The sequence below is a fragment of the Massilia phyllosphaerae genome (genome assembly GCF_034659755.1).
GTDB lineage: Bacteria > Pseudomonadota > Gammaproteobacteria > Burkholderiales > Burkholderiaceae_D > Telluria > Telluria phyllosphaerae.
This window is the reverse complement of sequence record NZ_JAXSQX010000001.1, coordinates 954,475-976,860: the sequence shown is the minus strand read 5'-3', so window position 1 is coordinate 976,860 and position 22,386 is coordinate 954,475. Positions and strand designations below refer to the sequence as shown.

The 22,386-nt window shown below is 66.4% G+C and carries 22 protein-coding genes; 9 read left to right on the top strand and 13 right to left on the bottom strand.

Annotated features, from left to right (window positions below):
• The first annotated feature begins 12 nt into the window (after nt 1-12).
• The 6 genes from fliM to fliR are packed head-to-tail and all read left to right on the top strand — an operon-like array spanning nt 13 to nt 4,210.
• Nucleotides 13-996 (top strand): flagellar motor switch protein FliM, encoded by a 984-nt coding sequence (gene fliM / locus U1H99_RS04280; RefSeq protein WP_141832562.1) that lies wholly within the window; start codon nt 13-15, stop codon nt 994-996.
• A gap of 35 nt (nt 997-1,031) precedes the next feature.
• Nucleotides 1,032-1,457 (top strand): flagellar motor switch protein FliN, encoded by a 426-nt coding sequence (fliN, locus tag U1H99_RS04275; RefSeq protein WP_141832560.1) that lies wholly within the window; start codon nt 1,032-1,034, stop codon nt 1,455-1,457.
• On the top strand, nt 1,454-2,284 hold the full coding sequence (fliO, locus tag U1H99_RS04270; protein ID WP_323140507.1) for a flagellar biosynthetic protein FliO: 831 nt from the start codon (nt 1,454-1,456) through the stop codon (nt 2,282-2,284). The genes fliN and fliO overlap by 4 nt, the downstream gene beginning before the upstream one ends.
• Before the next feature lie 19 nt (nt 2,285-2,303).
• Entirely contained in the window at nt 2,304-3,056 is a 753-nt protein-coding gene (gene fliP / locus U1H99_RS04265; protein ID WP_323140506.1) for a flagellar type III secretion system pore protein FliP, read from the top strand.
• 8 nt (nt 3,057-3,064) lie between these two features.
• The gene (gene fliQ, locus U1H99_RS04260; RefSeq protein WP_323140505.1) at nt 3,065-3,334 is read left to right on the top strand and encodes a flagellar biosynthesis protein FliQ; all 270 of its coding nucleotides are present in this window, start codon (nt 3,065-3,067) and stop codon (nt 3,332-3,334) included.
• Nucleotides 3,335-3,355: 21 nt separating this feature from the next.
• Entirely contained in the window at nt 3,356-4,210 is an 855-nt protein-coding gene (gene fliR / locus U1H99_RS04255; RefSeq protein WP_323140504.1) for a flagellar biosynthetic protein FliR, read from the top strand.
• 171 nt (nt 4,211-4,381) lie between these two features.
• On the opposite strand, the gene flgL is transcribed toward fliR, so the two are convergent.
• The 11 genes from flgL to flgB all read right to left on the bottom strand — a co-directional run bounded on the left by flgL (nt 4,382) and on the right by flgB (nt 15,437).
• Nucleotides 4,382-5,611, bottom strand: coding sequence for a flagellar hook-associated protein FlgL (flgL, locus tag U1H99_RS04250; protein WP_323140503.1), 1,230 nt, complete (start codon nt 5,609-5,611; stop codon nt 4,382-4,384).
• 25 nt (nt 5,612-5,636) lie between these two features.
• Complete coding sequence (flgK, locus tag U1H99_RS04245) at nt 5,637-7,598, bottom strand: flagellar hook-associated protein FlgK (RefSeq protein WP_323140502.1); 1,962 nt, start codon at nt 7,596-7,598, stop codon at nt 5,637-5,639.
• A 55-nt stretch (nt 7,599-7,653) separates the two neighbouring features.
• Nucleotides 7,654-8,628 (bottom strand): flagellar assembly peptidoglycan hydrolase FlgJ, encoded by a 975-nt coding sequence (gene flgJ, locus U1H99_RS04240; protein WP_323140501.1) that lies wholly within the window; start codon nt 8,626-8,628, stop codon nt 7,654-7,656.
• A 26-nt stretch (nt 8,629-8,654) separates the two neighbouring features.
• Nucleotides 8,655-9,767, bottom strand: coding sequence for a flagellar basal body P-ring protein FlgI (locus tag U1H99_RS04235; RefSeq protein ID WP_323140500.1), 1,113 nt, complete (start codon nt 9,765-9,767; stop codon nt 8,655-8,657).
• A 92-nt stretch (nt 9,768-9,859) separates the two neighbouring features.
• The gene (locus U1H99_RS04230; RefSeq protein ID WP_323140499.1) at nt 9,860-10,528 is read right to left on the bottom strand and encodes a flagellar basal body L-ring protein FlgH; all 669 of its coding nucleotides are present in this window, start codon (nt 10,526-10,528) and stop codon (nt 9,860-9,862) included.
• Nucleotides 10,528-11,310, bottom strand: coding sequence for a flagellar basal-body rod protein FlgG (gene flgG, locus U1H99_RS04225; protein ID WP_141832544.1), 783 nt, complete (start codon nt 11,308-11,310; stop codon nt 10,528-10,530). The genes U1H99_RS04230 and flgG overlap by 1 nt, the downstream gene beginning before the upstream one ends.
• A gap of 64 nt (nt 11,311-11,374) precedes the next feature.
• A complete protein-coding gene (gene flgF, locus U1H99_RS04220) occupies nt 11,375-12,115 on the bottom strand; it encodes a flagellar basal-body rod protein FlgF (protein WP_323140498.1) in 741 nt (246 codons plus the stop codon).
• A gap of 176 nt (nt 12,116-12,291) precedes the next feature.
• Nucleotides 12,292-13,821 carry a flagellar hook protein FlgE gene (locus U1H99_RS04215; protein WP_323140497.1) on the bottom strand — a complete coding sequence of 510 codons (1,530 nt, stop codon included), beginning with the start codon at nt 13,819-13,821 and terminating at the stop codon, nt 12,292-12,294.
• 50 nt (nt 13,822-13,871) lie between these two features.
• Nucleotides 13,872-14,591, bottom strand: coding sequence for a flagellar hook assembly protein FlgD (locus tag U1H99_RS04210; protein WP_323140496.1), 720 nt, complete (start codon nt 14,589-14,591; stop codon nt 13,872-13,874).
• A gap of 22 nt (nt 14,592-14,613) precedes the next feature.
• Complete coding sequence (flgC, locus tag U1H99_RS04205) at nt 14,614-15,015, bottom strand: flagellar basal body rod protein FlgC (protein WP_323140495.1); 402 nt, start codon at nt 15,013-15,015, stop codon at nt 14,614-14,616.
• Nucleotides 15,015-15,437 (bottom strand): flagellar basal body rod protein FlgB, encoded by a 423-nt coding sequence (flgB, locus tag U1H99_RS04200; RefSeq protein ID WP_323140494.1) that lies wholly within the window; start codon nt 15,435-15,437, stop codon nt 15,015-15,017. Before flgB ends, flgC begins: the two co-directional genes overlap by 1 nt.
• Before the next feature lie 178 nt (nt 15,438-15,615).
• Between flgB and flgA the strand changes: the two genes are divergently transcribed.
• From flgA to U1H99_RS04185, 3 genes are all read left to right on the top strand, one after another.
• Nucleotides 15,616-16,317 (top strand): flagellar basal body P-ring formation chaperone FlgA, encoded by a 702-nt coding sequence (gene flgA / locus U1H99_RS04195; protein WP_323140493.1) that lies wholly within the window; start codon nt 15,616-15,618, stop codon nt 16,315-16,317.
• Nucleotides 16,318-16,523: 206 nt separating this feature from the next.
• Nucleotides 16,524-16,838: a flagellar biosynthesis anti-sigma factor FlgM gene (flgM, locus tag U1H99_RS04190; RefSeq protein WP_141832530.1), complete on the top strand. Its 315-nt coding sequence runs from the start codon at nt 16,524-16,526 to the stop codon at nt 16,836-16,838.
• Between the two features lie 20 nt (nt 16,839-16,858).
• Complete coding sequence (locus U1H99_RS04185) at nt 16,859-17,332, top strand: flagellar protein FlgN (protein WP_323140492.1); 474 nt, start codon at nt 16,859-16,861, stop codon at nt 17,330-17,332.
• A 177-nt stretch (nt 17,333-17,509) separates the two neighbouring features.
• Here the strand turns inward: U1H99_RS04185 and U1H99_RS04180 are convergent, their stop codons facing one another.
• Together U1H99_RS04180 and U1H99_RS04175 are read right to left on the bottom strand one after the other, a co-directional pair.
• Nucleotides 17,510-19,987: a putative bifunctional diguanylate cyclase/phosphodiesterase gene (locus U1H99_RS04180; protein ID WP_323140491.1), complete on the bottom strand. Its 2,478-nt coding sequence runs from the start codon at nt 19,985-19,987 to the stop codon at nt 17,510-17,512.
• A complete protein-coding gene (locus U1H99_RS04175) occupies nt 19,984-22,236 on the bottom strand; it encodes a putative bifunctional diguanylate cyclase/phosphodiesterase (RefSeq protein ID WP_323140490.1) in 2,253 nt (750 codons plus the stop codon). Before U1H99_RS04175 ends, U1H99_RS04180 begins: the two co-directional genes overlap by 4 nt.
• Between the last annotated feature and the right edge of the window lie 150 nt (nt 22,237-22,386).

The following is a 22,386-nucleotide window of genomic DNA, read 5'->3' as shown; positions in this document are numbered from 1 at the left end:
CGATAAAGCAACATGGCCGATAATTTTCTCTCACAGGAAGAAGTCGATGCCCTCCTCAAGGGGGTCAACGGCGATCAGGACGACGTCGCGGCGCCTGAAGATACCTCGGGAGTCCGCAGCTACAACCTGGCAACGCAGGAGCGGATCGTCCGCGGCCGCATGCCGACGCTCGAGATCATCAACGAGCGTTTCGCCAGGTACCTGCGGGTCGGCCTGTTCAACTTCGTGCGCCGCAGCGCCGAGGTGTCGGTGGGGTCGGTGCGGGTCTCCAAGTACAGCGAATTCATCCGCAACCTGGTGGTCCCGACCAACCTCAACCTGATCCACATGAAGCCGCTGCGCGGCACTGCGCTGATGGTGTTCGACCCGGGCCTGGTGTTCCTGCTCGTGGACAACCTGTTCGGCGGCGACGGCCGCTTCCACACGCGCGTGGAAGGCCGCGACTTTACCCAGACCGAACAGCGCATCATCATGCGCATCCTCGACATCGTGTTCGAGGCCTATGCCAAGTCGTGGGAACCGGTGTACCCGATCGAATTCGAGTACATCCGCTCCGAGATGAACACCCAGTTCGCGAATATCGCCACCCCGAACGAAGTGGTAGTATCGTCCACGTTCACCATCGAACTGGGTTCGGTGTCGGGGCAGATCCACTTCTGCATGCCGTATTCGACGATCGAGCCGATCCGCGACACGCTGACCTCCAGCCTGCAGGGCGAAGCCCTGGAAGTGGACAAGCGCTGGATCCGCCTGCTGACGCAGCAGATCCAGGTGGCGGAAGTCGAGCTGGTCGCCGTGCTCGGCCACGGCAAGGCGAATTTCGATGAAATCCTGAACATGAAGGTCGGCGACGTGATCCCGATCCAGGTGCCGGAAACCATCGAGGCCACCGTCGACGGCGTGCCCGTGATGGAAGTCAGCTATGGCGTCCTGAACGGCCAGTACGCGCTGAAAGTCGAAAAGCTGATGGCCAACAGCGAAACCTTCAATAAATAACCGAACACAGAACAGCGTAGACGCAGGAGAACGACATGTCCGATACCCAAGACGACCAGGACGCACTCGACGACGATTGGGGTGCCGCGATTGCCGAGCAGGCCGCTGCCGAAGCCGCCGCGCTGGCGTCCCAGCAACAGGCGGCCAGCGCCGCCGTGTTCAAGGATTTCTCGAACAAGGGCCCGCGCCCCGAGACCCCGAACGACATCGACTTCATCCTGGACATCCCGGTCCAGCTGACGGTGGAACTGGGCCGCACCAAGATCGCCATCAAGAACCTGCTGCAGCTTGCGCAGGGCTCGGTAGTCGAGCTGGACGGCCTGGCCGGCGAACCGATGGACGTGCTGGTCAACGGCTGCCTGATCGCCCAGGGCGAGGTGGTGGTCGTGAACGACAAGTTCGGTATCCGCCTCACCGACATCATCACGCCGTCCGAGCGTATCCGAAAACTGAATAAATGACGACGACCGCGCGCCTGCTGGCCCTTTTATCCCTGTCACTGGCACTGGGCGCCTGCGCGGTGCGCCAGGCCGGGGCGGCGGACAGCGGGCAGACGCAGGTACAGGCGGGCGGCGCTGCGGCGTCCGCGCCTGCGCCGACTGCCTCTGCGGCGCCCGCTGCCTCTGCGCCTTCTGCCGCGGCCCCCTCCGCCGCTGTGCCCTCTTCCCCTGCTTCGACCACGGCCGCGCAGCCGCGCAGCGAGACCCCGGTCACTGCGGCCCCTGCCGCGCGCACGCGCGTCACCGCCGCCGGCGGGCGCCCGGCTTCCGCCGCCCAGCCGGGCGCGCCGCTGACCAGCACCCCGGTACAGGAAACGCCTGCGGCCCAGCCGGTGCCCGGCATGGCCGCCGCGCCTGCCGCGCCGGCCGCCCCCGCGGCGATGCCCGGCACCATGCCGCCGCCCGCCGCCGGTCCGGTCACGATGCCGGCCGGGAGCACGACCGGCAGCTTGCTGCAGACCCTGTTCGCGCTGGTCGCGGTGCTGGCGGTACTGGCCGGGCTGGCCTGGTTCCTCAAGCGCTACGGCCCCAAGGCCGGCTTTGGCGGCGCCAACCTGCGCATCGTCGGCTCGCTCAGCCTGGGCGGGCGCGAACGCCTGCTGGTGGTCGAAGTCGGCAACCAGTGGATCGTGGTCGGCGCCTCGCCCGGCCGCGTCAACGCGCTGGCGACGATGCCCAGGCAGGACGGCGCGGATGGCGCGGCGCCTGGCGCCACCCTGGCCGCCCATGGACCGGCCGCCAACAGCTTTGCCGACTGGCTGAAGCAGACCATCGACAAGCGCAAGTAAGCAAGTGAGCAACCGAGCAATGAGCAAACGAAGAATCCTGCTGGCAGCGGGCTTGCTGGCCGTGCCGCTGGTGCTGTCCGCAACGGCAATCGCAGCACCGAGCATCCCCGCCTTCACCACCAGCGCGGCCCCGGGCGGCGGCACCGCCTATTCGCTGCCGGTGCAGACGCTGATCCTGATGACGGCGCTGACCTTCATCCCGGCCGCGCTCCTGATGATGACCAGCTTCACCCGCATCATCATCGTGCTGTCGCTGCTGCGCCAGGCGCTCGGCACCCAGACCGCGCCGCCGAACCAGGTGATGGTCGGCCTGGCGCTGTTCCTGACGCTGTTCGTGATGGGGCCGACGTTCGACCGCATCTACACCGAAGCCTACGTGCCGCTGCAGGAAAACCGCATCCAGATGGAAGAGGCGATGAACAAGGGCGCGGCGCCGCTGAAGGCCTTCATGCTGAAGCAGACGCGCCAGTCCGACCTGGCCCTGTTCGTCAAGATCTCGCGCACGCCGGCGCTGCAGGGTCCGGAAGACGTGCCGCTGCGGGTGCTGGTCCCGGCCTTCATCACCAGCGAGCTGAAGACGGCGTTCCAGATCGGCTTCGCCATCTTCATCCCCTTCCTGATCATCGACATGGTGGTGGCGTCGGTGCTGATGTCGATGGGTATGATGATGATGTCGCCGGCGGTGATCTCGCTGCCGTTCAAGCTGATGCTGTTCGTGCTGGTCGACGGCTGGCAGCTGTTGCTGGGCTCCTTGTCTCAAAGTTTTTATTAGAGGAACGCATGACACCCGAAAGCGTCATCGCGATGGGCCGCACGGCCATGGAAGTCACCCTGATGGTGGCGGCGCCGCTGCTGCTGGTGGCCCTGATCGTCGGCCTGATCATCAGCATCTTCCAGGCCGCGACCCAGATCAACGAGCAGACCCTGTCCTTCATCCCGAAGCTGGTCGCCGTGTTCGTGACCCTGGTGCTGGCCGGGCCCTGGATGATCACCATCATGACCGATTACATGCGGACCATTTTCACCGGCATCCCGCAGATGATCGGATAAAGCAGCCGTGCTGTCGTTCACATGATCAGCTTTACCACGGCCGAGCTGTATGCCTGGATCGGGGGCCTGCTATGGCCCCTGACGCGCATTCTCGGCCTGGTCGCGGCGGCGCCGGTGTTCGGCAATACCGGCGTGCCGATGCTGATCAAGACCACGCTCGGCGTGACCCTGGCCGCCATCGTCGCCCCCACCCTGCCGCCGGTGCCGATCGTCGACCCGACATCCTGGGCCGGGATCCTGATCCTGGGGCAGGAACTGCTGATCGGGGCGGCGATGGGCTTCGCCATGCGCCTGGTGTTCGCCGCCGTCGAATTCGCAGGCGAAGTCGCCAGCTCGAGCATGGGCCTGAGCTTCGCCACCTTCTTCGACCCGACCTCCGCCGGCCGCTCGTCGGCCATCAGCCAGTTCCTGGCACTGGTCGCGACCATGGCCTTCCTCGCCGTGAACGCCCACCTGGTGCTGGTCGAGGCGCTGGTCGAGAGCTTCTTCACGCTGCCGATCTCCACGACGCCGATGTCGCTGAGCGCCCCGCTCGAGATGGTGCGCTGGGGCAGCCGCATCTTTTCCGCCGGCCTGCAGCTGTCGATGCCGATCGTGGCCGCGCTCCTGATCACCAACATCGCCCTCGCCATCCTGACGCGCGCGGCGCCGCAGCTGAACCTGTTCGGCATCGGCTTTCCGATCACGCTGGGGGCCGGTTTTTTGGTGATCAGCCTGACCTTGCCCTACCTGGGGACGCCGTTGCAGAACCTGTTCAACCAGGGGATCGAGGCGGGACGCCGGATTCCGCGCGTGGGTGCGGAGCGGCCGGGGCAGCCGGGGGTGCCGGGGGCTGCGGTACCGGTGCCCGCGGCAACGTTGCCGGCGTCGCGCTGACACCCTTCGATTCAGTTACCCGCAAAACCGTCGCCCCTGCGCAGGCAGCGGCCCAAGTCAGACGCGTATCGTCAGCGCCAGCAACTTGGATCCCCGCCTTCGCGGGGATGACGTTTTAAGGCCACGGGCTAACGTGATGGCCGCGAGCAACGCTATCCCTGCAGCGCCCAATCAAGAGATGTAATTAAACAGCGACAAACTCGACATCGTCTTGAACGACAGCTGCGCCGCCTGCAACGTGGTCTGCTGCTGCGAATACAGCGAGATCGCCTTGACCATGTCCAGGTCCTGCAACCCGGAGAGCGTGGCCTGGTACTGGGTGTCGAGGTCGGAACCGGTGCTGTCGAGGGAATCGAGTTCCTTCATGCGCGCGCCGACCGAGGCCTGCACGGTGAGCACGTTGTCGAGCGCGTTCTGCATGTTGGCGCCGGCCGTGGCCAGGCCGTTGGCCAGGTTGGCCTTGCCGGTCGAGCCGTTGTCCGGGGTGCGCAGGGTCTTGATCAGGTCGGTGACCGTGGTGAACACCGACTGCTTCTGGCTCGGCTTGACGGTGAAGCTGTCGCCGTTGGCCGGGGCGCCCTTGACGTCGAAAGAGATGCCGTCGAAGTTGATCGAGGCGCCGGCCGTGTATGGCTGGTCCTGCAGCACGTTGGCGGCCGGCGAGACCGAGTTGTCGACCACCGAGTAGGTGGTCACGGCCGGGGTGCCGCTCACCGCGAAGTTGACCGCGTAGTCGTGGCCGGTGAGCTTGCTGCGGTCGGTCACGGCGCCCGGCGAGACGATGCCGGCACCGGTGTTGGTGGCCGCGGCCTGGGTCTGGAAGGTGCCGTTGCCGGTGCCGATGGCGTCGAAGATGGCGCTGCCGCTTTCGCTGATCGCCATCTTGCGCGTGGAGCCCACCTGCAGCGTGCGCTGGCCCTGGTCGCCTTGGTAGGCCGCGCCGGTCGGGGTCTGCGAATACGGCTGGGTGGTCGAGGCATAGCCCGAGAACAGGTAGCCGCCGACGCCGTTCGAGGTGTTGGCCAGGCCGATCAGGTCGCTCAGGCGCCCTTCCAGCTCGGTGGCCAGGGCTTCGCGGTCGCTCTGCGAATAACCGCCGTTGCCGGCGGTGACGATCAGCGACTGGATGTCCGTGATCTGGCCGCTGACGTCGCTCAGCGACTTGTCGACCAGCGACAGCGACGCATTCGCGTTGCTGCGGTTGGTCCCGAACTGCGTGTTCATCGACTGCGACTGGGTCAGCTCGAGCGCGCGCGCCGAGGCGATCGGGTCGTCGGCCGCGGTCAGCATGCGCTTGTTGGTCGACAGCTGGTTCTGGGTCTTCGCCATCTGGCTCTGCAGCGTGTTGAGCTGGCTGGTGCCGGATTCGTAGATCGAGTTGGTGCTGATACGCAGGGACATGGCGGGTATCCTGAATTATTTTCGCTTAGTGGCCGATCTGCAGCAGCGCGTTGAAGATCGTGTCGGCGATCTGCATCACCTTGCCGGACGCCTGGTAGGCCTGCTGGTACTTCAGCAGGTTGGCCGCCTCTTCGTCGAGGTTCACGCCCGACACGTTGTCGGCGGCGCCCTTGGCCACGTTCAGCTGGGCTTCGGCGGCGCTGGCGTTCACCTGCACCTCGCGGGTCTTGTTGCCGACCGTGCTGACCAGGTTGGCGTAGGCCGACTGGTAGGTCGCCTTGCCGTTGTCGAGGATGTTCTTCGATTGCAGGTCGCCCAGCAGGCCGGCGTTGCGGGTGTCGCCGGTGGCGCTGCTGGGCGCGATCTTGAAGGTGTCGCCGTTGCCCGGCGCGCCGTTCAGGGTGAAGCTGATGCCGCCCGCGGTGTAGCTGGCGCCGTCCTGGAACGGCACCGTGCTGCCGGCCGCGTACGAGGTGGTCACGCCGCCCACGGTCATCTTGACGGCCTGGCCCGACGGAAAGCCGGACAGGCTGCCGCCGGCGCCGGCGCCGTTGCTGGCATAGCTGATCGTCAGCGGCGAGGTCAAAGGCGACGCCAGGTAGTCCTTGTCGACCTTGCCGGCGCTGATCTTGCCGCTGCCGGTGTTGGTCAGCGGGACGCTGGTCGCGATCGGGGCCGCGGCCGCGATCTGCGACTGGTCGGTCAGCAGCAGCTTGAAGTTGGCGGCGCCGTTGATGGTCGGGCGCACCATGAAATTGTCGCCGGCGTCGGCCTTGCCGGTGATCGCGAAATCGAGGCCGTCGATGGTCTGCGGCGCCGTCTGCGGATACGGGTTGATGACGGTCTTCTGGTTGTCCGACAGGCGGATCACGTTGTAGTTGCTGCCGTCGAAGTCGATCTTGTAGTCGCTGGTGGTCAGCTTGGTGGCGTCGCTGACGGTGGCCGTGATCGCCGTGGTGCTGGTGATGTTGTTGTTGACGTTCTTGGTCACCTCGGCCGGCGCCACCGCGAAGACGTCGCCGCCCGGGTTGCCGTTGGCGTCGACGCCCAGGTGGTGCTGGTCGTTGAAGGTCTTGGCCAGGGCGATGGCGACGCGGCCCAGCGCATTCTGGGCGCTGTCGAGCGACTTGGTGCGGAACTCCAGCACGCCGCCGAGGGCGCCGCCGGTCAGGGCGGAGTCGGCCAGCGGGGTGACCTTGTTGCCGGTGACGTAGCCGACGGTGACGCGGGTCTGGTCGGTCGGCGACGAGGTGGCGGCGAGCTGGAAGGCGTCCGCGCCCACCACCAGCGGCTGGCCGCTGCCGATCGACACCGTCAGGCTGTTGTTATCGCCCGGCATGACGGTGGCCTTGACCTGCTTGTTCAGGTCCATGATCAGCTGGTCGCGCTTGTCGAGCAGGTCGTTCGGCAGGTTCAGGTTATCGCCGGCGGCCAGCTTGCCGATCTGGTCGTTCAGGTCGGCGATCTGGCTGGCATAGGTGTTGATCTGGGCGACGCTGCTGGTGACTTCGGTATTGACGCCGTTGCGGATCTGTTCCAGCCGGCTGTTCAGCCCGCGGAAGGACGAGGCCAGGGTATCGGCCGAGGTCAGCAGCGAACCGCGCGAGGGCACGCCGCCGAGGTCGCCGGTCAGGTTCTGCACCGAGGCGAAGAAATCCTGCAGCGACGGGGTCAGGCCGGAGGTGCTGTCGGCCAGCAGGTTGTCGATCTGGCTGACCTGGGCTTCGTAGGATTGCAAGCCGCTGCTCGAGGCCTGGGCGGTGCGCACCTGGGCGTTCAGGAACTCGTCCGAATAGCGCTTGACCTGGGCGATCTGGGTGCCGGTGCCGATGTAGCCGTTGTTGCCCCCCATCGCGATCGACGTTTCCTGCACCACCACCTGGCGGCTGTAGCCGGCCACGTTGGCGTTGGTGATGTTGTGGCCCGTGGTCGCGAGCGCCGCCTGGGCGGCGAACAGGCCGGATTTGCCGATGCTGAGGAGGGACATGGATTAACTCTCTATCTTTACGTCGTTGACGGCAAAATCCGCCAAAACTTTACGTTCAAGCCAGCGAATGCTTGATGATGCGCGACAGCTTGGCCGCGTACTGGGGGTCGGTCGCATAGCCGGCGCGCTGCAGTCCATGGGCGAACGTGGTGGCGTCGCCGCCGTGGTTCAGCACTTTTTCGTAGCGCGGGTTATTGCTGATCATGTTCGCGTAGTCCTTGAAGGCGTCCGCGTGGCTGTCGTAGGCGCGGAACTTCTCGACGCGCTGGTGCGGCTTGCCGTTCACGTATTCGGTGGTGACCGCGGTGGCAACCTTGCCTTTCCAGCCAGGACCGGCCTTGATGCCGAACAGGTTGTTGCTCGAGCTGCCATCCTGGTTGCGGATCACACGCCGGCCCCAGCCGGTTTCCAGTGCCGCCTGCCCCATCATGAACTTGGCCGGCACGCCGGTTGCGGCCTCGGCTTCCTCGGCGGCGTCGGCCATCTTGTCCTGGAAGGCGCGCACGTGGGCCGGCTTGCCGGCGTTCGTGCTGCTGGCGGCGCTGCCGACGCTGGATGCCGCGCTGGTGGCCGGACGGTCGGTCGACAGCGTGTCGGCCGAGCGGCCGCCGCGCAGGGCTTCCAGGCTGCTCATGATACTGTCGGCGCTGCTGGTGGCACCCTGGCCGCCGCCGATGGCCAGCGCCTGCTGGTCCAGTTGCTGGGTCAGTGCCGCCTGGCCCTGGGCCTGGCTGTTCAGCTGGCGCACCAGCACGTCGGCCAGGCCGACGCCGCGCTTGGCCAGCTTCTGGCTCATCTGCTGGTCGAGCATCGAGGTGAAGGTCTTGGTCTCCTGGCTGTCCATCGGCCCGTCCTGGGGCGTGGCCGCGCGCATGCTCTTCATCATCATGTTGATGAACATGGATTCGAATTGTGTCGCCGCGCCCTTCAGGGCTTCGGGCGAGCCGGTCTTGGCCGACTGTTTGAGGTCGCCGAGGCCCTTGGTATCGAGCGCGAACTTGCCGGACAGGTCTTGGGTGGAACCGAGCATGGAGGCCGTATCCTTCTTCTACTTAATTAGATGATCTCGAGTTCGGCGCGCAGCGAGCCTGCGGCCTTGAGTGCCTGCAGGATCGCCAGCAGGTCTTGCGGGGTCGCGCCGATCGCGTTCATGGCTTTCACCACTTCGGCCAGCGAGGCGCCGCCGTTCAGCATGATGACCTTGCCGGCATCCTTCTTCACCGAGACCGACGGGTTCTGGGTGATCGCGGTGGCGCCGCGCGAACCTGCCGGGGGCTGGCTGACCTGGGTATCGGCGCCGATCGACACCGACAGGTTGCCGTGCGAGATGGCGCAGCTGTCCAGCGTCACCGCGCGGTTCATGACGATCGAGCCGGTGCGCGCGTTCAGGATCACCTTGGCCGCGGCCTCGGACGGCTTGACGTCCATGTTTTCCAGGATGCCGAGGAAGGCCACGCGCTGGTCGCTCGACGACGGCACGCGCACGCGGATCACGCGACCATCGAGGGCGGTGGCGATGCCGGGGCCGAACTTGTCGTTGACCGCTTCGACCACGCGGCTGGCGGTGGCGAAGTCGGTGGTGTTCAGTTCCAGCTTGACCTGGCTGTCGGCGCCCAGGTTGGAGGCGACCGCGCGTTCCACGGTGGCGCCGGCCGAGATGCGGCCGACCGCCAGCTGGTTGACCTGGGTCGAGGCGCCGCCGCCCGATGCGCCGGCGCCGCCGACCAGCACGTTGCCCTGGGCCATGGCGTACACCTGGCCGTCGGCGCCGTGCAGCGGCGTCATGATCAGGGTGCCGCCGCGCAGGCTTTTGGCGTTACCCATCGACGACACCGTGATGTCCAGTGTCTGGCCCGGCTGGGCGAAGGCCGGCAGCGAGGCGGTAACCATCACCGCCGCCACGTTCTTCAGCTGCAGCTGGGTGCCCTGCGGCAGGCTGACGCCCTTCTGCTGCAGCATCGCGGCGATCGACTGCACCGTGAACGGGGTCTGGGTGGTCTGGTCGCCGGTACCGTCCAGGCCGACGACGATGCCGTAGCCGGACAACTGGTTTTGACGGACGCCGCCGATGCTGGCGAGGTCCTTCAGGCGTTCGGCGTGGGCCGGCGTCGCAACGACGGGGCCCAGCAGGGCAGCGACAACGGCGATCAGTTTCAGGTTCAGGCGCATGGTTTCGTATCGTTCGGGGTCAGAGCAGATTCATTCAGGGCGCATTATTCGGGGTCAGAGCAGAATCATGATTCTGCTCTGACCCCGAATTATTAAAATGGCAGCATCGATTGGAAGAAGCGCGACATCATCGAGGTCATCTCGGCCTTGTCGATCTGGCTGTTGGTGCGGTACTCGACGCGCGCATCGGCCACCAGGGTCGACTGCACGATGTTGCCGGCCTGGATGCTGTCCGGATTCACCATGCCCGAGAAGCGGATGAACTCGACGCCCTTGTTCATCGCGATCTGCTTCTCGCCGACCACCACCAGGTTGCCGTTAGCGAGCACTTCCGAGACGGTCACGCCGATCGTGCCGGTGAACGCGTTCGAGGCGGTCTGGGTGTCGCCGTCGGCGTACTTGGTCGCACCGCTGGTGCTGACGCTGGCGCCGATCTTGCTCGCCAGCGGGCCCGGCACGCCGAAATTGGCGCTGCCCGACTTGTTGCCGGTGCTGGCGCCGCTCTTGTTGGCGGCGGTCTTCTCGATGATGTTGACCGTCAGGATGTCGCCGATGTGGCGCGCGCGGCGGTCTTCGAACATCGGGCGGAAGGTGTTGGCGTTGTAGATCGAGCCTTCGCTCGGGACGCCGGCGTCGGCCAGCATCGGACGCACGCTGGTCGGGCCCTTCACGATCGAGGTCGGGGTGGCGGCGCAGCCTGCCAGCATCGCCAGCGTCGCCCCTGCGAAGGCGGGGATCCAATTTTTAATGATATTTTTCATCACAATTGCGCCAGTTTCTGCAGCATCTGGTCGGAGGTGGTGATCGCCTTGCTGTTGATCTCGTAAGCGCGCTGGGTCTCGATCATGTTGACCATTTCCTCGACCACGTTGACGTTCGAGGTCTCGACGAAGCCCTGCATGATGTAGCCGCTGCCGTTGGTGCCCGGCACGTTGGCCTGGGCGGTGCCCGAGGCGCTGGTCTCGACGTACAGGTTCTCGCCGCGCGACTCGAGGCCGGCCGGGTTGATGAAGTTCGAGACCTGCAGGGCGCCGATCTGGGTGGTGGCGGTGGTTCCCGGGGTGGTCACGGACACGGTGCCATCGCGGCCGACGGTGATCGACACCGCATTGTTCGGCACCGTGATCGGCGGCTGGATGACGTAGCCGCTGGAGGTGACCAGCTGGCCCTGGTTATCGGTCTGGAAGGAGCCGTCGCGGGTGTAGGCCTGGGTGCCGTCTGGCAGCAGCACCGAGAAGAAGCCGTCGCCGTTGATCATGACGTCCTTGGCGTTGCCGGTCTGCTGCGGATTGCCCTGGGTGTGGATGCGCTCGGTGGCGACGGTGCGCACACCGGTACCGATCTGCAGGCCCGACGGCAGCTGGGTCTGTTGCGAGGACTGGGCGCCGGGCTGGCGCACGTTCTGGTATAGCAGGTCCTCGAACACTGCACGCGACTTCTTGAAGCCGTTGGTGCTGACGTTGGCGAGGTTGTTGCTGATGACGTCGAGGTTGGTCTGCTGGGCTTCGAGGCCGGTTTTGGCGATATGCAGCGAACGGATCATGGTGTTCTCCTAACGGTAACGGAGAAAGTCCGTCACCCACCATGAAATTATGTCCCAGCGGCAATCAATTCAAAGCAAGGATCTGGGCGGCTTTCGCCGCGTTATTCTCCGCGTTCTTCAACAGGCTCATCTGTGTTTCGAAAGAACGTGCCAGGCTGATCATGTTCACCATCGAGTCCACCGCCGACACGTTGGAGCCCTCGAGCGCGCCGCCGACCAGGCCCACCGCCGGGTCGGACGGGGCGCTGCTGCCGTCCTTGAGGCGGAACAGGCCATCGTCGCCGCGCACCAGGTCGGCGTCGTTCGGACTCACCAGCTTGATGCGCCCGAGCACGGTCGAGGTGGCCGGTACGGTCGTGGTCGACAGCGCGGAGATGCTGCCGTCGCGGCCCACCGACACCCGGGAATCGGGTGGAATGGTAATCGGGCCGTTCTCGCCGGCGATGCTCAAGCCGTTCGCCGTCTGCAGGATGCCGTTGGCGCTGACTTCGAGCGCACCGTTGCGCGTGTACGACTCGCTGCCATCCGCCATCTGCACCGCGATCCAGCCCTTCCCTTTCACGGCGACGTCGAGATCGCGCCCGGTGGCCTGCAGCGCGCCGGCCGAGAAATCGCTGCCGACCGTGTTGTCGACCACGAAGGCGCGCGTCGGCAAGCCCTCGCTCTGGACCGGCACCGCCCGGAAACTGTCGAGCTGGGCACGGAAACCCGTGGTGCTGACGTTGGCCAGGTTGTTCGACGTGGTGGCCTGCTGCTCCAGGATGTGCTTGGTGCCGCTGGCGACTGTGTAGATTAAGCGATCCATTTTTGTTTCCTAAAGTTGACTGGACACCACCTGGACCCGCGCATCCTCACCGTCGCCCCTGCGAAGGCAGGGGTCCAAGTTGGAGGCGAATCGTTAGCGCAACAGAACTTGGGTCCCTGCCTACGCAGGGACGACGTTGATAAGCCGCGCGGCGGCTCACGTGTTACTGAAACTTATTAACGCAGGTTCACCAGCGTCTGCAGCACCGAGTCCTGGGTCTTGATGGTCTGCGCATTCGCCTGGTACACGCGCTGGGCCGTGATCATGTTGACCAGTTCCGCGGTCAGGTCGACGTTCGAACTTTCCGTGGCCGAGGACTGCAGCACGCCCATGCTGCCGGTATCGGGTGCGCCGACCACCGGGTTGCCGGACGACGAGGTTTCGGCCCAGGCGTTGTTGCCCAGCGGCTCGAGGCCGTTCGGGTTGGTGAAGTTGGCCAGCACGATCTGGCCCAGCGGCTTGGTCTGGCCGTTGCTGTACTGGCCCAGCAGGATGCCGTCCTGGCCGGCCGAGAAGCGCTGCAGGTGGCCGGCGGTGTAGCCGTCCTGGGTGGTTTTCTTTTCGCTGGTGTCGGCGCCGTACTGGGTGCTGCCGTTGAAGCCGAGCTTGATCGGGATGGTTTCGCGGGCGCCGGTGGCCGGGTAGACCGGGAAGTTCACGGTCAGCGGCAGCGTCTGCGGGGCCATCAGCGAGGCCGACAGCGCGCCGTTCGAGTCGAAGCGCAGCGTGCCGACCGGGACCGACGGCACCTGGACCGCGGCGGCGATGTCGGCATCGACCTTTTCCGGGGTGTAGCCCGGCGTGCCGCCGGCGCTGGTGGCGGCGGCGCGGATGGCGTCGAGGGTGGCCTGGCTGGCGCCGGCGGCGGTGGCGGCGGCGACCACCGCGTCGGCCGACTTGCTGGCGTAGTCGGCCAGCGCGCTGCTGACGGCGGCGGCGTCGGCCGGCACTGCCTTGGTGGCGGCGGTCCAGCCGGCGCGCGCGGCGACCGCGGTGGCGTCCGCCTGGCTGGCGCCGGCGACGTCGGTGTTGGTCATTTCGGTGCCGTCGCTGCCGACGTAGACGTCCCAGCTGCCGGTTTCGGCGTTCTTGACGTAGTACATCGACATCACGTGGGCATTGCCCAGGGTGTCATAGACGTCGATCGGGACCTGCTTGTTGTAGGTGGTCGGGTCGGTGGCGCTGAACGGGTAGTTGGCCGGCGGGCTTTCGCGCGAATCGAGGTTGATCGAGGTGTCGACCTTGGTGGTGGCGACCGGCTTGATGTCGGCGGTGTTGATCTGCAGCGGCTGCGGGGTGCCGGCCAGGATCTGGCCGCTGTTGCCGACGCCATAGCCGGTCAGGTTGGCGCCCTGGGGGGTCACGATGAAGCCGTTCTTGTCGAGCGAGAACTGGCCGTTGCGGGTGTACTGGGTCAGGCCCGAGCTTTGGGTACGGAAGAAGCCGGCGCCGTTGATGGCGATGTCGAGCGGGTTGTTCGAGGTCTCGATGTTACCCTGGGTGAACTGCTGGGCGATACCGGCCACGGCCACGCCGATACCCGCCTGGTTGCCGCCGGCGCCGTTCAGCGAACGCGCATAGACGTCGGCGAATTCGGTGGTCGAGCCCTTGAAGCCGACCGTGCTCGAGTTGGCGATGTTGTTACCGATGACGTCCAGCGATTTGGCGGCGCCGTTCAAGCCGCTCAGGCCCTGTTGGAAAGACATGCTTTACTCCTGAATATTCGTATGAAATAGGACGGATGTAAGCGTGCCGCTTACAGGACTTGCTTGACGTCGGCCATGGTGACCGCGCCCTTCGACGGCAGGTTCAGCTTGACGCCGTCGGTACCGCCGGTGGTCACGCTGGCAACGCTGTCGAACTGCAGGCCCTTGACGCCGGTCAGGGCCTGGCCGCCGGCGGTCGCCGTCACCGTGAATTTGTAGTTGCCGTCGGCCAGCGTCACCGGCTTGCCGTTGCTGTCGAGGTTGTTCGCATCCGGCACGCCATCCCAGGCCAGCGGCAGCACGCCCGCCTTTTGCGCGCCCAGGTCCATGGTCTGTACCGTCTTGCCCTTGCTATCGGTAATCACTACCTGCACGGCGTCGGCATCGCTGCCGAGTTCCACGCCGAGGATGCCCTTGCTGCTGGACAGCGCCACGCCATCGCCTTCGACCAGCACGCCGTGGCCGATCAGGTTGGTGGCCGAAATCGATTCCGAGCTTTGGTAGCTGGCCTTCAGCGATTCCAACGTGTCGTTCAGCTTGTTCACGCCGGTGACGGTCTGCAGCTGGGCCAGCTGGCTGGTCATCTGCGAATTGTCCATCGGGTTCATCGGATCCTGGTTCTGCAGCTGGGTCACCAGCAGGGTCATGAACTTGTCGGTGTCGGCCTTGACGCTGTCGGTGCCGGTGGTACCGGCCTTTTGCGTGTTCATGGTCGACATCAGGTTGTTGATGGTCGTCGGGGAGCCGGTAGTGGAATTTACGGTAGCCATGGAAAGAAGGATAAGTGAGGGGTTACTGGCCGATGGTCAGGGTTTTCAACAGCATGGTCTTGGCTGCGTTCATGGTTTCGACGTTGTTCTGGTAGGAACGCGAAGCCGACAGCATGTTGACCATCTCGTCGACCACGTTCACGTTGGGCATCGAGACATAGCCCTTGTCGTCGGCCAGCGGATTCTTGGGGTCGTACATCTGCTTCAGCGGCGACGGGTCCTCGACCACTTCGCGCACCTTGACGGCGGTGGCGCCGGCGGCGACCGGCACCGCCTCGAACACGACCTGCTTGGCGCGGTAGGCTTCGCCGCTGGCGCTGGTCGCACTGTCGGCGTTGGCCAGGTTGCTGGCGGTGGTGTTCAAGCGCTGCGACTGGGCCGTCATCGCCGAGCCGGCGACGTTGAAGACATTAAAGAGCGACATTACTGGCCTCCCTGGATCGCCGCCATCAGGTCACGGATCTGGTGGTTGATCATGCTGATGCCGGCCTCGTAGCGCAGGCCGTTGTCGGCAAACTGGGTGCGTTCGGTATCCATCTCGACCGTGTTGCCGTCGACCGCGCCCTGGGTCACGCTGCGGTACAGGACCGGGGTCCCGTCCGCCAGCGTCTTGCCGTCGGCGGGCGCGCCCATGTGGGCGGCATTGGTGGTCGCCAGCGGGCTGGCGGCGCTGCCGCCGGCGCGGGCCAGGGCGCCCTGCAGCGCGCTCGAAAAGTCGATGTCGCGTGCTTTATAGTTGGGCGTGTCCGCGTTGGCGATGTTCGACGCCAGCAATTCCTGGCGCTGGGCACGCAGGCTCAGCGCGGTTTCATTGAAACGCAGATAGTCGTCGAGTTTGCCGATCATGTGTGACTCCTTGGATTACCGTAGAGCAATTTTGCTTGAACAGGATGGATCATACGGACCTGTACGCTCTTTCAATCGGGCAATAAGGGGTGGCAAAACCGGGCTATTCGAAGTTTCACTGTGGAATCAACCGGCCTAAGATGGCAGCGTTGAAGAAATCCACTTCCCTTTGGATCCCATGAAACGCATTCTTATTAGTGTTGCGCTGGTGCTGGTATCCCAGCTGGCTGCCGCACAAACGCAGACGCCGGCAGGCCGCCAGAACCTGGCTGCCTTGCGCACGGTCGCCGAACAGTTCCTGAAGACCGAAACCGCCGGCCTGCCCGGCGAAGTGAGCGTCAAGGTCGGCACGATCGACCCGCGCACCGCGCTGGCCGCCTGCCCGGTCCCGGAAGCCTTCCTGCAGCCGGGTGCGCGCGCCTGGGGCAAGACCACGGTCGGCATCCGCTGCAGCGCGCCGTCGAACTGGACCCTCTTCGTGCAGGCCCAGGTCAACGTCAAGGCCGAGTACGTGGCGGCCGCGCTGCCGCTGGCGCAGGGCCAGCCGATCGAACAGGGCCAGTTGGTGTTGGTGAAAGGCGACATCGCCGCCATGCCGAACGGCATCGTCACCGACATGGCCCAGGCGATCGGGCGCACGCCCACGGTCTCGCTGGCGGCCGGCACGCCGCTGCGCCTGGACAGCCTGCGCAGCCGGCCGGTGGTGCAGCAGGGCCAGGCGGTACGGCTGGTGTCGAACGGCAACGGTTTTTCGGTGTCGGGCGAAGGCAAGGCCATCGGCAATGCCGGCGAAGGCCAGGTGGTGCAGGTGCGCACGGCGGGCGGCTCGGTGGTCAGCGGTACGGCGAAAGCCGGCGGCATAGTCGAAGTGGCATTTTGATTTAACATTTTTTAGCGCGCCTGACAAAGCCTTCAGGGCAAGGGATGCGGCCCGCCGACGCAGCGTCGAAGACAGTACGTTAGTACGGCGAGACGCTGCAACGCAGCCATGAAGGTTTTGTCAGGTGCGCCTAAAGTTTTCGGCGAGGCCTCCGATAACGACAGCAGATCCCGGACGTTCGGCTCCGACCTGAGAAGGATGATGCTGTGAAAATCAACGATACACTCAAAGGCAATGCAGGCATTCCGGCCCCCACCACGCCGGCCACGAATGCCAGGACCAGCGACACCGCGGCTGCGGCCACGGGCGCGACCGGCGCTGCCGCCACCGAGACCGTGCGCCTGTCTTCGCAAGGACAGGCGCTGGCGGCGACCGGCAGTGCAAACCAGGTGTTTGACACCAAGAAAGTAGAACGCATCAAGGCGGCCATCGCGGATGGCCAATTTCAAGTGAACTCGGAGAAAGTGGCGGACGGCCTGCTGGAAACGGTACGCGGCCTGCTGCACTCCCGCAAACAATAGCTCATTTTCTAAATTTACTTATGGCCATCGCATCACCAAGCGCTACCCTGCGCGACGAACAGCAACTGATCGCTTCCATCGTGGAAGTCATGAAACAGGAACAGCAGCTGCTGGTCAGTGCGGATGCCGATGGCCTCGCCACCCTCACCCCCGAAAAACTGAAGCTGGCCCAGCAGCTGGGCGCCTGCTCGCTGCTGCGCCATAAGGCGCTGGCCGCCGCCGGTTTCGCAGCCGGCGAAGCCGGCATGGAGCCTTGGCTGGCCGTCGGCGGCAACGGCAGCGCGCGTGCCGACTGGGATCGCCTGCTGGACCTGACGCGCCAGGCCAAGGAGCTGAACCGGGTGAACGGCATGCTGCTCAACAAGCAGCTGGCGAATACGACCGGCGTGCTGAATGCCCTGCGCGGGAGCAGCGGTGCCGGTACCGGCGGCGTGTACGGGGCCAGCGGGCAGACGCTGGCGACCGGGCCGTCGCGGCGCTTCGTGGTCGGCTGAAGCCGATAATGCATGTTCCGGTTGGACGCGTGGACGGCAGAGCCGTCCACCCTACCTGCGGTGCATTCCTATCGTAGGGTGGACCCCGTCCACGCATGCTACCGGTAGCGTATTCGGGCCGTAGGGTGGACGGGTTCCCCGTCCACGGGTTCAAGGCACGCCGGATTCGTTGACATATTATTTCAGCAGTGCCGGCGAACTGAAATAATCTTCCGCCATCATCGCTTCCAGTTGCTCCGGCCACACCGGCGGGCTGAAATAATACCCCTGGATCTCGTCGCAGCCGTTGTTGCGCAGGAATTCCGCTTGCGCCGCCGTCTCCACCCCTTCCGCCACCGCTTCCAGGTTCAGGCCATGCGCCAGCGCGATGATCGCGCGCGTGATCGCCGCCCCGTTCGCGTCCTCGGCCACGTCCTTGACGAACGAACGGTCGATCTTCAGCACGTCGATCGGGAAGCGCTTCAGGTAGCTCAGCGACGAGTACCCGGTGCCGAAGTCGTCGATCGACAGCGCCACCCCGAGCGCCTTCAGCGAACGCAGCACCTCGGCCGCCTCCTCGGTGTCGCGCATCACCGTGCTTTCCGTGATTTCGAGTTCCAGGCAGGCCGGATGCAGGCCGCTGTCTTCCAGCACGCTGCGCACCCGCTGCGCCAGGCCGGCCTGCTGGAACTGGCGCGCCGACAGGTTCACCGAGACCCGCCCCGGATCCAGGCCATCGGCGCGCCAGCGCGCAACACGGGTGCAGGCTTCGCGCAGCACCCACATGTCGAGTTCCACGATCAGGCCGGTCTCCTCGGCCAGCGGAATGAAGTACGCCGGCGACACCAGGCCCAGCGTCGGATGGCGCCAGCGCACCAGCGCCTCGATCCCGACCATGCGCGTGGCCGCCGCCGGATCCGTCAGGCTGATGCGCGGCTGGTATTGCAGGGTCAGCTGGCCGCGCACCATCGCATGGCGCAGCAGCGTCTCCAGCTCCACGCGTTCGCGGATCACGCGCGCCATCTCGTCGGTGTGGAAACGCAGGCGTCCCGGACCGTCGGCGCGGGCGCCGCTCATCGCCAGCTGGGCCGACTGCAACAGCTCGGTCGACGACAACCGGCTTGCCTCCGCCGGCAGCAGCGCGATGCCGGCGCTGGCCGACAGGAACACGTGCTGGCCGCCCAGCACGAAGGGGTCGCGCATGCAGCCGAGCAGGCTCTCGCCCAGCGCCAGCGCCTCCGCGCGCCCCGACTGCTTCTGCACCACGATGAATTCGTTGCCGCCCTGGCGCGCCAGGGTATCGCCAATGCGCAGCTGGCGCGACAGGCGCGCCACGCATTCGCGCAGCACTTCGTCGCCGCCGGACCAGCCGTAACCGCTGTTGATCTTGCGGAAGGCGTTCAGGTCGAACACCAGCACCGCCAGCGTGCGCCCGTCCTGACGCGCCGCCAGCGTGGCCTCGTCCAGGGTCTCCAGGATGCGGCGCCGGTTCGGCAGCCCGGTCAGGGCGTCGTAGGTCAGCTGCTGCAGCAGCGCGCGTTCCAGGCCGCGGCGCTCGGACACGTCGCGCACGATGGCGATGTGCTGGCCGGCCGGGGTGGCGGCGCGGCGCACCTCGGCCGGAAACGGCGCGCCATGCAGGCGCCGGCATTCGGTCTCGCCGTCCGCCGCGAGACCCATCGGCACCAGCACCTCGAGCGGCATGCCGGCGGCAGCCGCGCGCGTGACCCCGAACAGCTCTTCGGCGCGCGCGTTCATCATCGCGATGCGCCCGTCCGCGGTGGCCAGCAGGATCGCGTCCGGCGCGCATTCCATCAGGCTGCGGAACTTGTTCTCGCTCTCCAGCAGCGAGCGCTCCGAGCGCATCAGGCGCAGGTAGGGCGCCTGCACCGCCGCCACGTGGACCGCGCCGTACAGGAACAGGTAGGCGGCCAGTTTGTAGACGTGGCCGCTCACGAACAGCACGTCGTTGTGCTGCCCGCACAAGGCGAAGCCGCAGCCGCCCAGGGCCATTGCCGCGGCGGCCACCGCCAGGTAGCGGTCGGTGCGCAGCCGGCTGTCGCGCGCGCGCGCCGCGAGCAGCAATGCGGCCACCAAGTTGATGGCGATGAGGACGGCTTCCCAGCCGATCTTGAATGGCGTCGGCCCCTGCCCCGGCACCCGCACCGCGCGCAGCAGCGGCTGCGCATCGAGCGCCAGCCAGTACCCGGCGGCCGTCGCAACCAGCCCGGCCAGCAGCGCCAGCGTACGCGCCTGCCGCTCGACCACGCGCTCGCGCGGCACCAGCGCGGCCGCGAACAGCGCCAGCGTGCCCAGGGTGCGCGACAGCAGCGAAAACACGGAGGCGCCGGCCTCCGTCGCGGCGTCGGGCATGCCCGGCAGGCCGCGCGCCAGCAGCAGGTGGCCGACGTCGAACAGGCCGATCGCCAGCGCCACCGGCGCCAGCAACGCCACCCGTACCGGGATCTGGCGGCCGGTGCCGTGCCAGCCGGTGGAAAAGGCCAGCACCGTGACCACCACCGAGAACACTTCGAGCACGGTATGCACCGGCACGTACCAGCGCGGCGCCCACGGCAGCAGCGCGCCGCCGCCGAGCACCAGCCAGGCCATGAAGGCGGCCAGCAGGCAGACCAGCAGTGCCGGCGGTCCCAGCGGCAGGCGCAGGTCTGGCCTCATGCCGCCGCGTCCTCGAGCTGGGCGTGCAGCAGCGGCTCGAGGTCGGGCGCGGCCAGCGGCCGGCTGAAGCGGTAGCCTTGCATCCGGTGACAGCCGTGGGCGCCGAGGAAGGTTTCTTGGCCGGCGGTTTCGACGCCCTCGGCGATCACGTCCAGCTTCATCGAGCGCGCCAGTGCGATCACGGCGGTGACGATGGCGGCATTGTCGAGATGGGCGTCGCCGCCGCCGATGCCGGCGACGAAGGAGCGGTCGATCTTGAGGCTGTGGATCGGGAAGCGGCGCAGCGAGGACAGGCTCGAATAGCCGGTACCGAAATCGTCGATCGCCAGCTGCACGCCCATGGCCGCCAGGCGCGCCATGGTCTCGGCGGCGGCCGGATTGTCCATCAGTACGCTCTCGGTGATCTCCAGCGTCAGGCAGGACGGTTCGCAGCCGGCCTCCGCCAGCAGGCGCGCGACGCGACCGGCCAGGTCCGGCTGGCGGAACTGGCGCGCCGACATGTTGACGCTCATGCGCAGCGGCGCAAGGCCCCGGCGCGCCAACTTTGCCTGCTGGCGCAGCGCCGTCATCAATACCCATTCGCCGATCGGCACGATCAGGCCGGTCTCCTCGGCCAGCGCGATGAAGTCGGACGGCGCCACCAGCGCCGCGCCCTGCGGCTGCCAGCGCAGCAGCGCTTCCAGGCCGATGATGCGGCCGCTGGCGGTATCCACCTGCGGCTGGTAATGCAGCACGAACTCGTCGTGCAGCAGGGCGCGCTGCAGCCCGGTCTCGAGACGCAGGTGGGCCTGGGTCTGGATGCCCATGTCGGCGGCATAGAAGTGATAGTGGTTGCCGCCGATCGCCTTGGCGCGGTACATCGCGCTGTCGGCCGCCTTCAGCAGCGCGGCGCTGTCCGCGCCGTCGCGCGGGTACATGGCGATGCCGATGCTCCCGGTCGGGAACACTTCCTGGCCACACAGCACCAGCGGCTGGAACAGGCGGTCGAGCACCTTTTGCGCCACCAGCGCCGCGTCTTCCGGCGCCGCCAGGTCGTCCAGCACCACCACGAACTCGTCGCCGCCCTGGCGCGCCACGGTGTCGCTCTCGCGCAGGCTGCCGGCCAGGCGGCGCGCGATCTCGATAATCAGCTGGTCGCCGGCCTCGTGCCCGAGGCTGTCGTTGATGTGCTTGAAGCGGTCGAGGTCGATGAACATCACGCCCACCTCGCGCCCGGAACGCTGGGCCTTGCACACGGCCTGGGTCAGGCGGTCCTGCAGCAGCGCACGGTTGGGCAGCCCGGTCAGCGCGTCGTGGTTGGCCATGCGCAGCAGCGCCGCCTCGGCTTCCTTGCGGCGCGAGATGTCCTCGACCGCCAGGATCAGGCGCAGCTGGCCGGACGCCGCGTCGCGCATCGTCGACGCGCTCAGCGCCACCCACACGACGCGCCCGTCCTTGCGCACATAGCGCGTCTCGCGCTGGAAGTCGCCGATCTCGCCGACTGCCAGGGTAGCCATGATGGCGCTGTCCTCGGGCAGGTCGTCGGTATGCGTGACCTGGTGGAAGAAGCGCTGGAATAGTTCGATCTCGCTGTAGCCGATGATGTCGGACAGCTTGCGGTTCACGCGCAGGAAGCGCCCCTCGCGCGACAGTAGCGCGATGCCGATCGCAGCCTGGCTGAAGGTCAGCCGGAAAAACGCTTCGCTTTCCTGCAGGCGCATGCGCGCCTGGCGGCGAAAGGTCACGTCTTGGCCGATCAGCAGCAACAGGTCGCCGCCGGCCTGGCGCGTGCGCCGGATATTGAATTCGAGCCAGCGCGGCTGGCCGCCGTCACCCGCCGCGCCGTCGAGCGCGACCGGCACGCCGTCCTGCGGCTCGCCGCTGGCCAGGGCGGTCGCCATGCGCAGTACCAGCTCGGTGCTCGGCACCAACGTTTCCAGGGCCGGACGGGCGGCGATGAGCGCATCCGCCACGCCCAGCATCTCGCTCATGCTGCGGTTGATCGAGAGCACGCGGCGTGCGGCGTCGACCACGATCAGGCCGGCCGGCATGCCACCAATCACTTGTTCAAGGTAATTCTGGTATTGCAGCACCGTGTCGGCCATCGTGTGGGCCACTGTTGTACTGATACCGCTGGCCGGCTCGTGGCCGCCTTCTGCATCGTTGTTCAAAATCGTAACCAGGTTGGCGCCGCGCCAGCACGGCGGCAGGGTCATGTCGTCGAGCGTTGTGCGCTCGGATGGGCGAATCCGGAAGTCGAAGCCCGGCAACGATGGCGCCTGCGTGCTGTGCCAGGCGCGATGCTCATGGAAACTGGTGGATTCTTATGCGAAAGATTTGTTAGCGTTCTGCATCTTTGCATTCTATCCATTTATTGCATTTGCATCGAGCAATCTTTGCAACCAATAGTCAGGACTGTT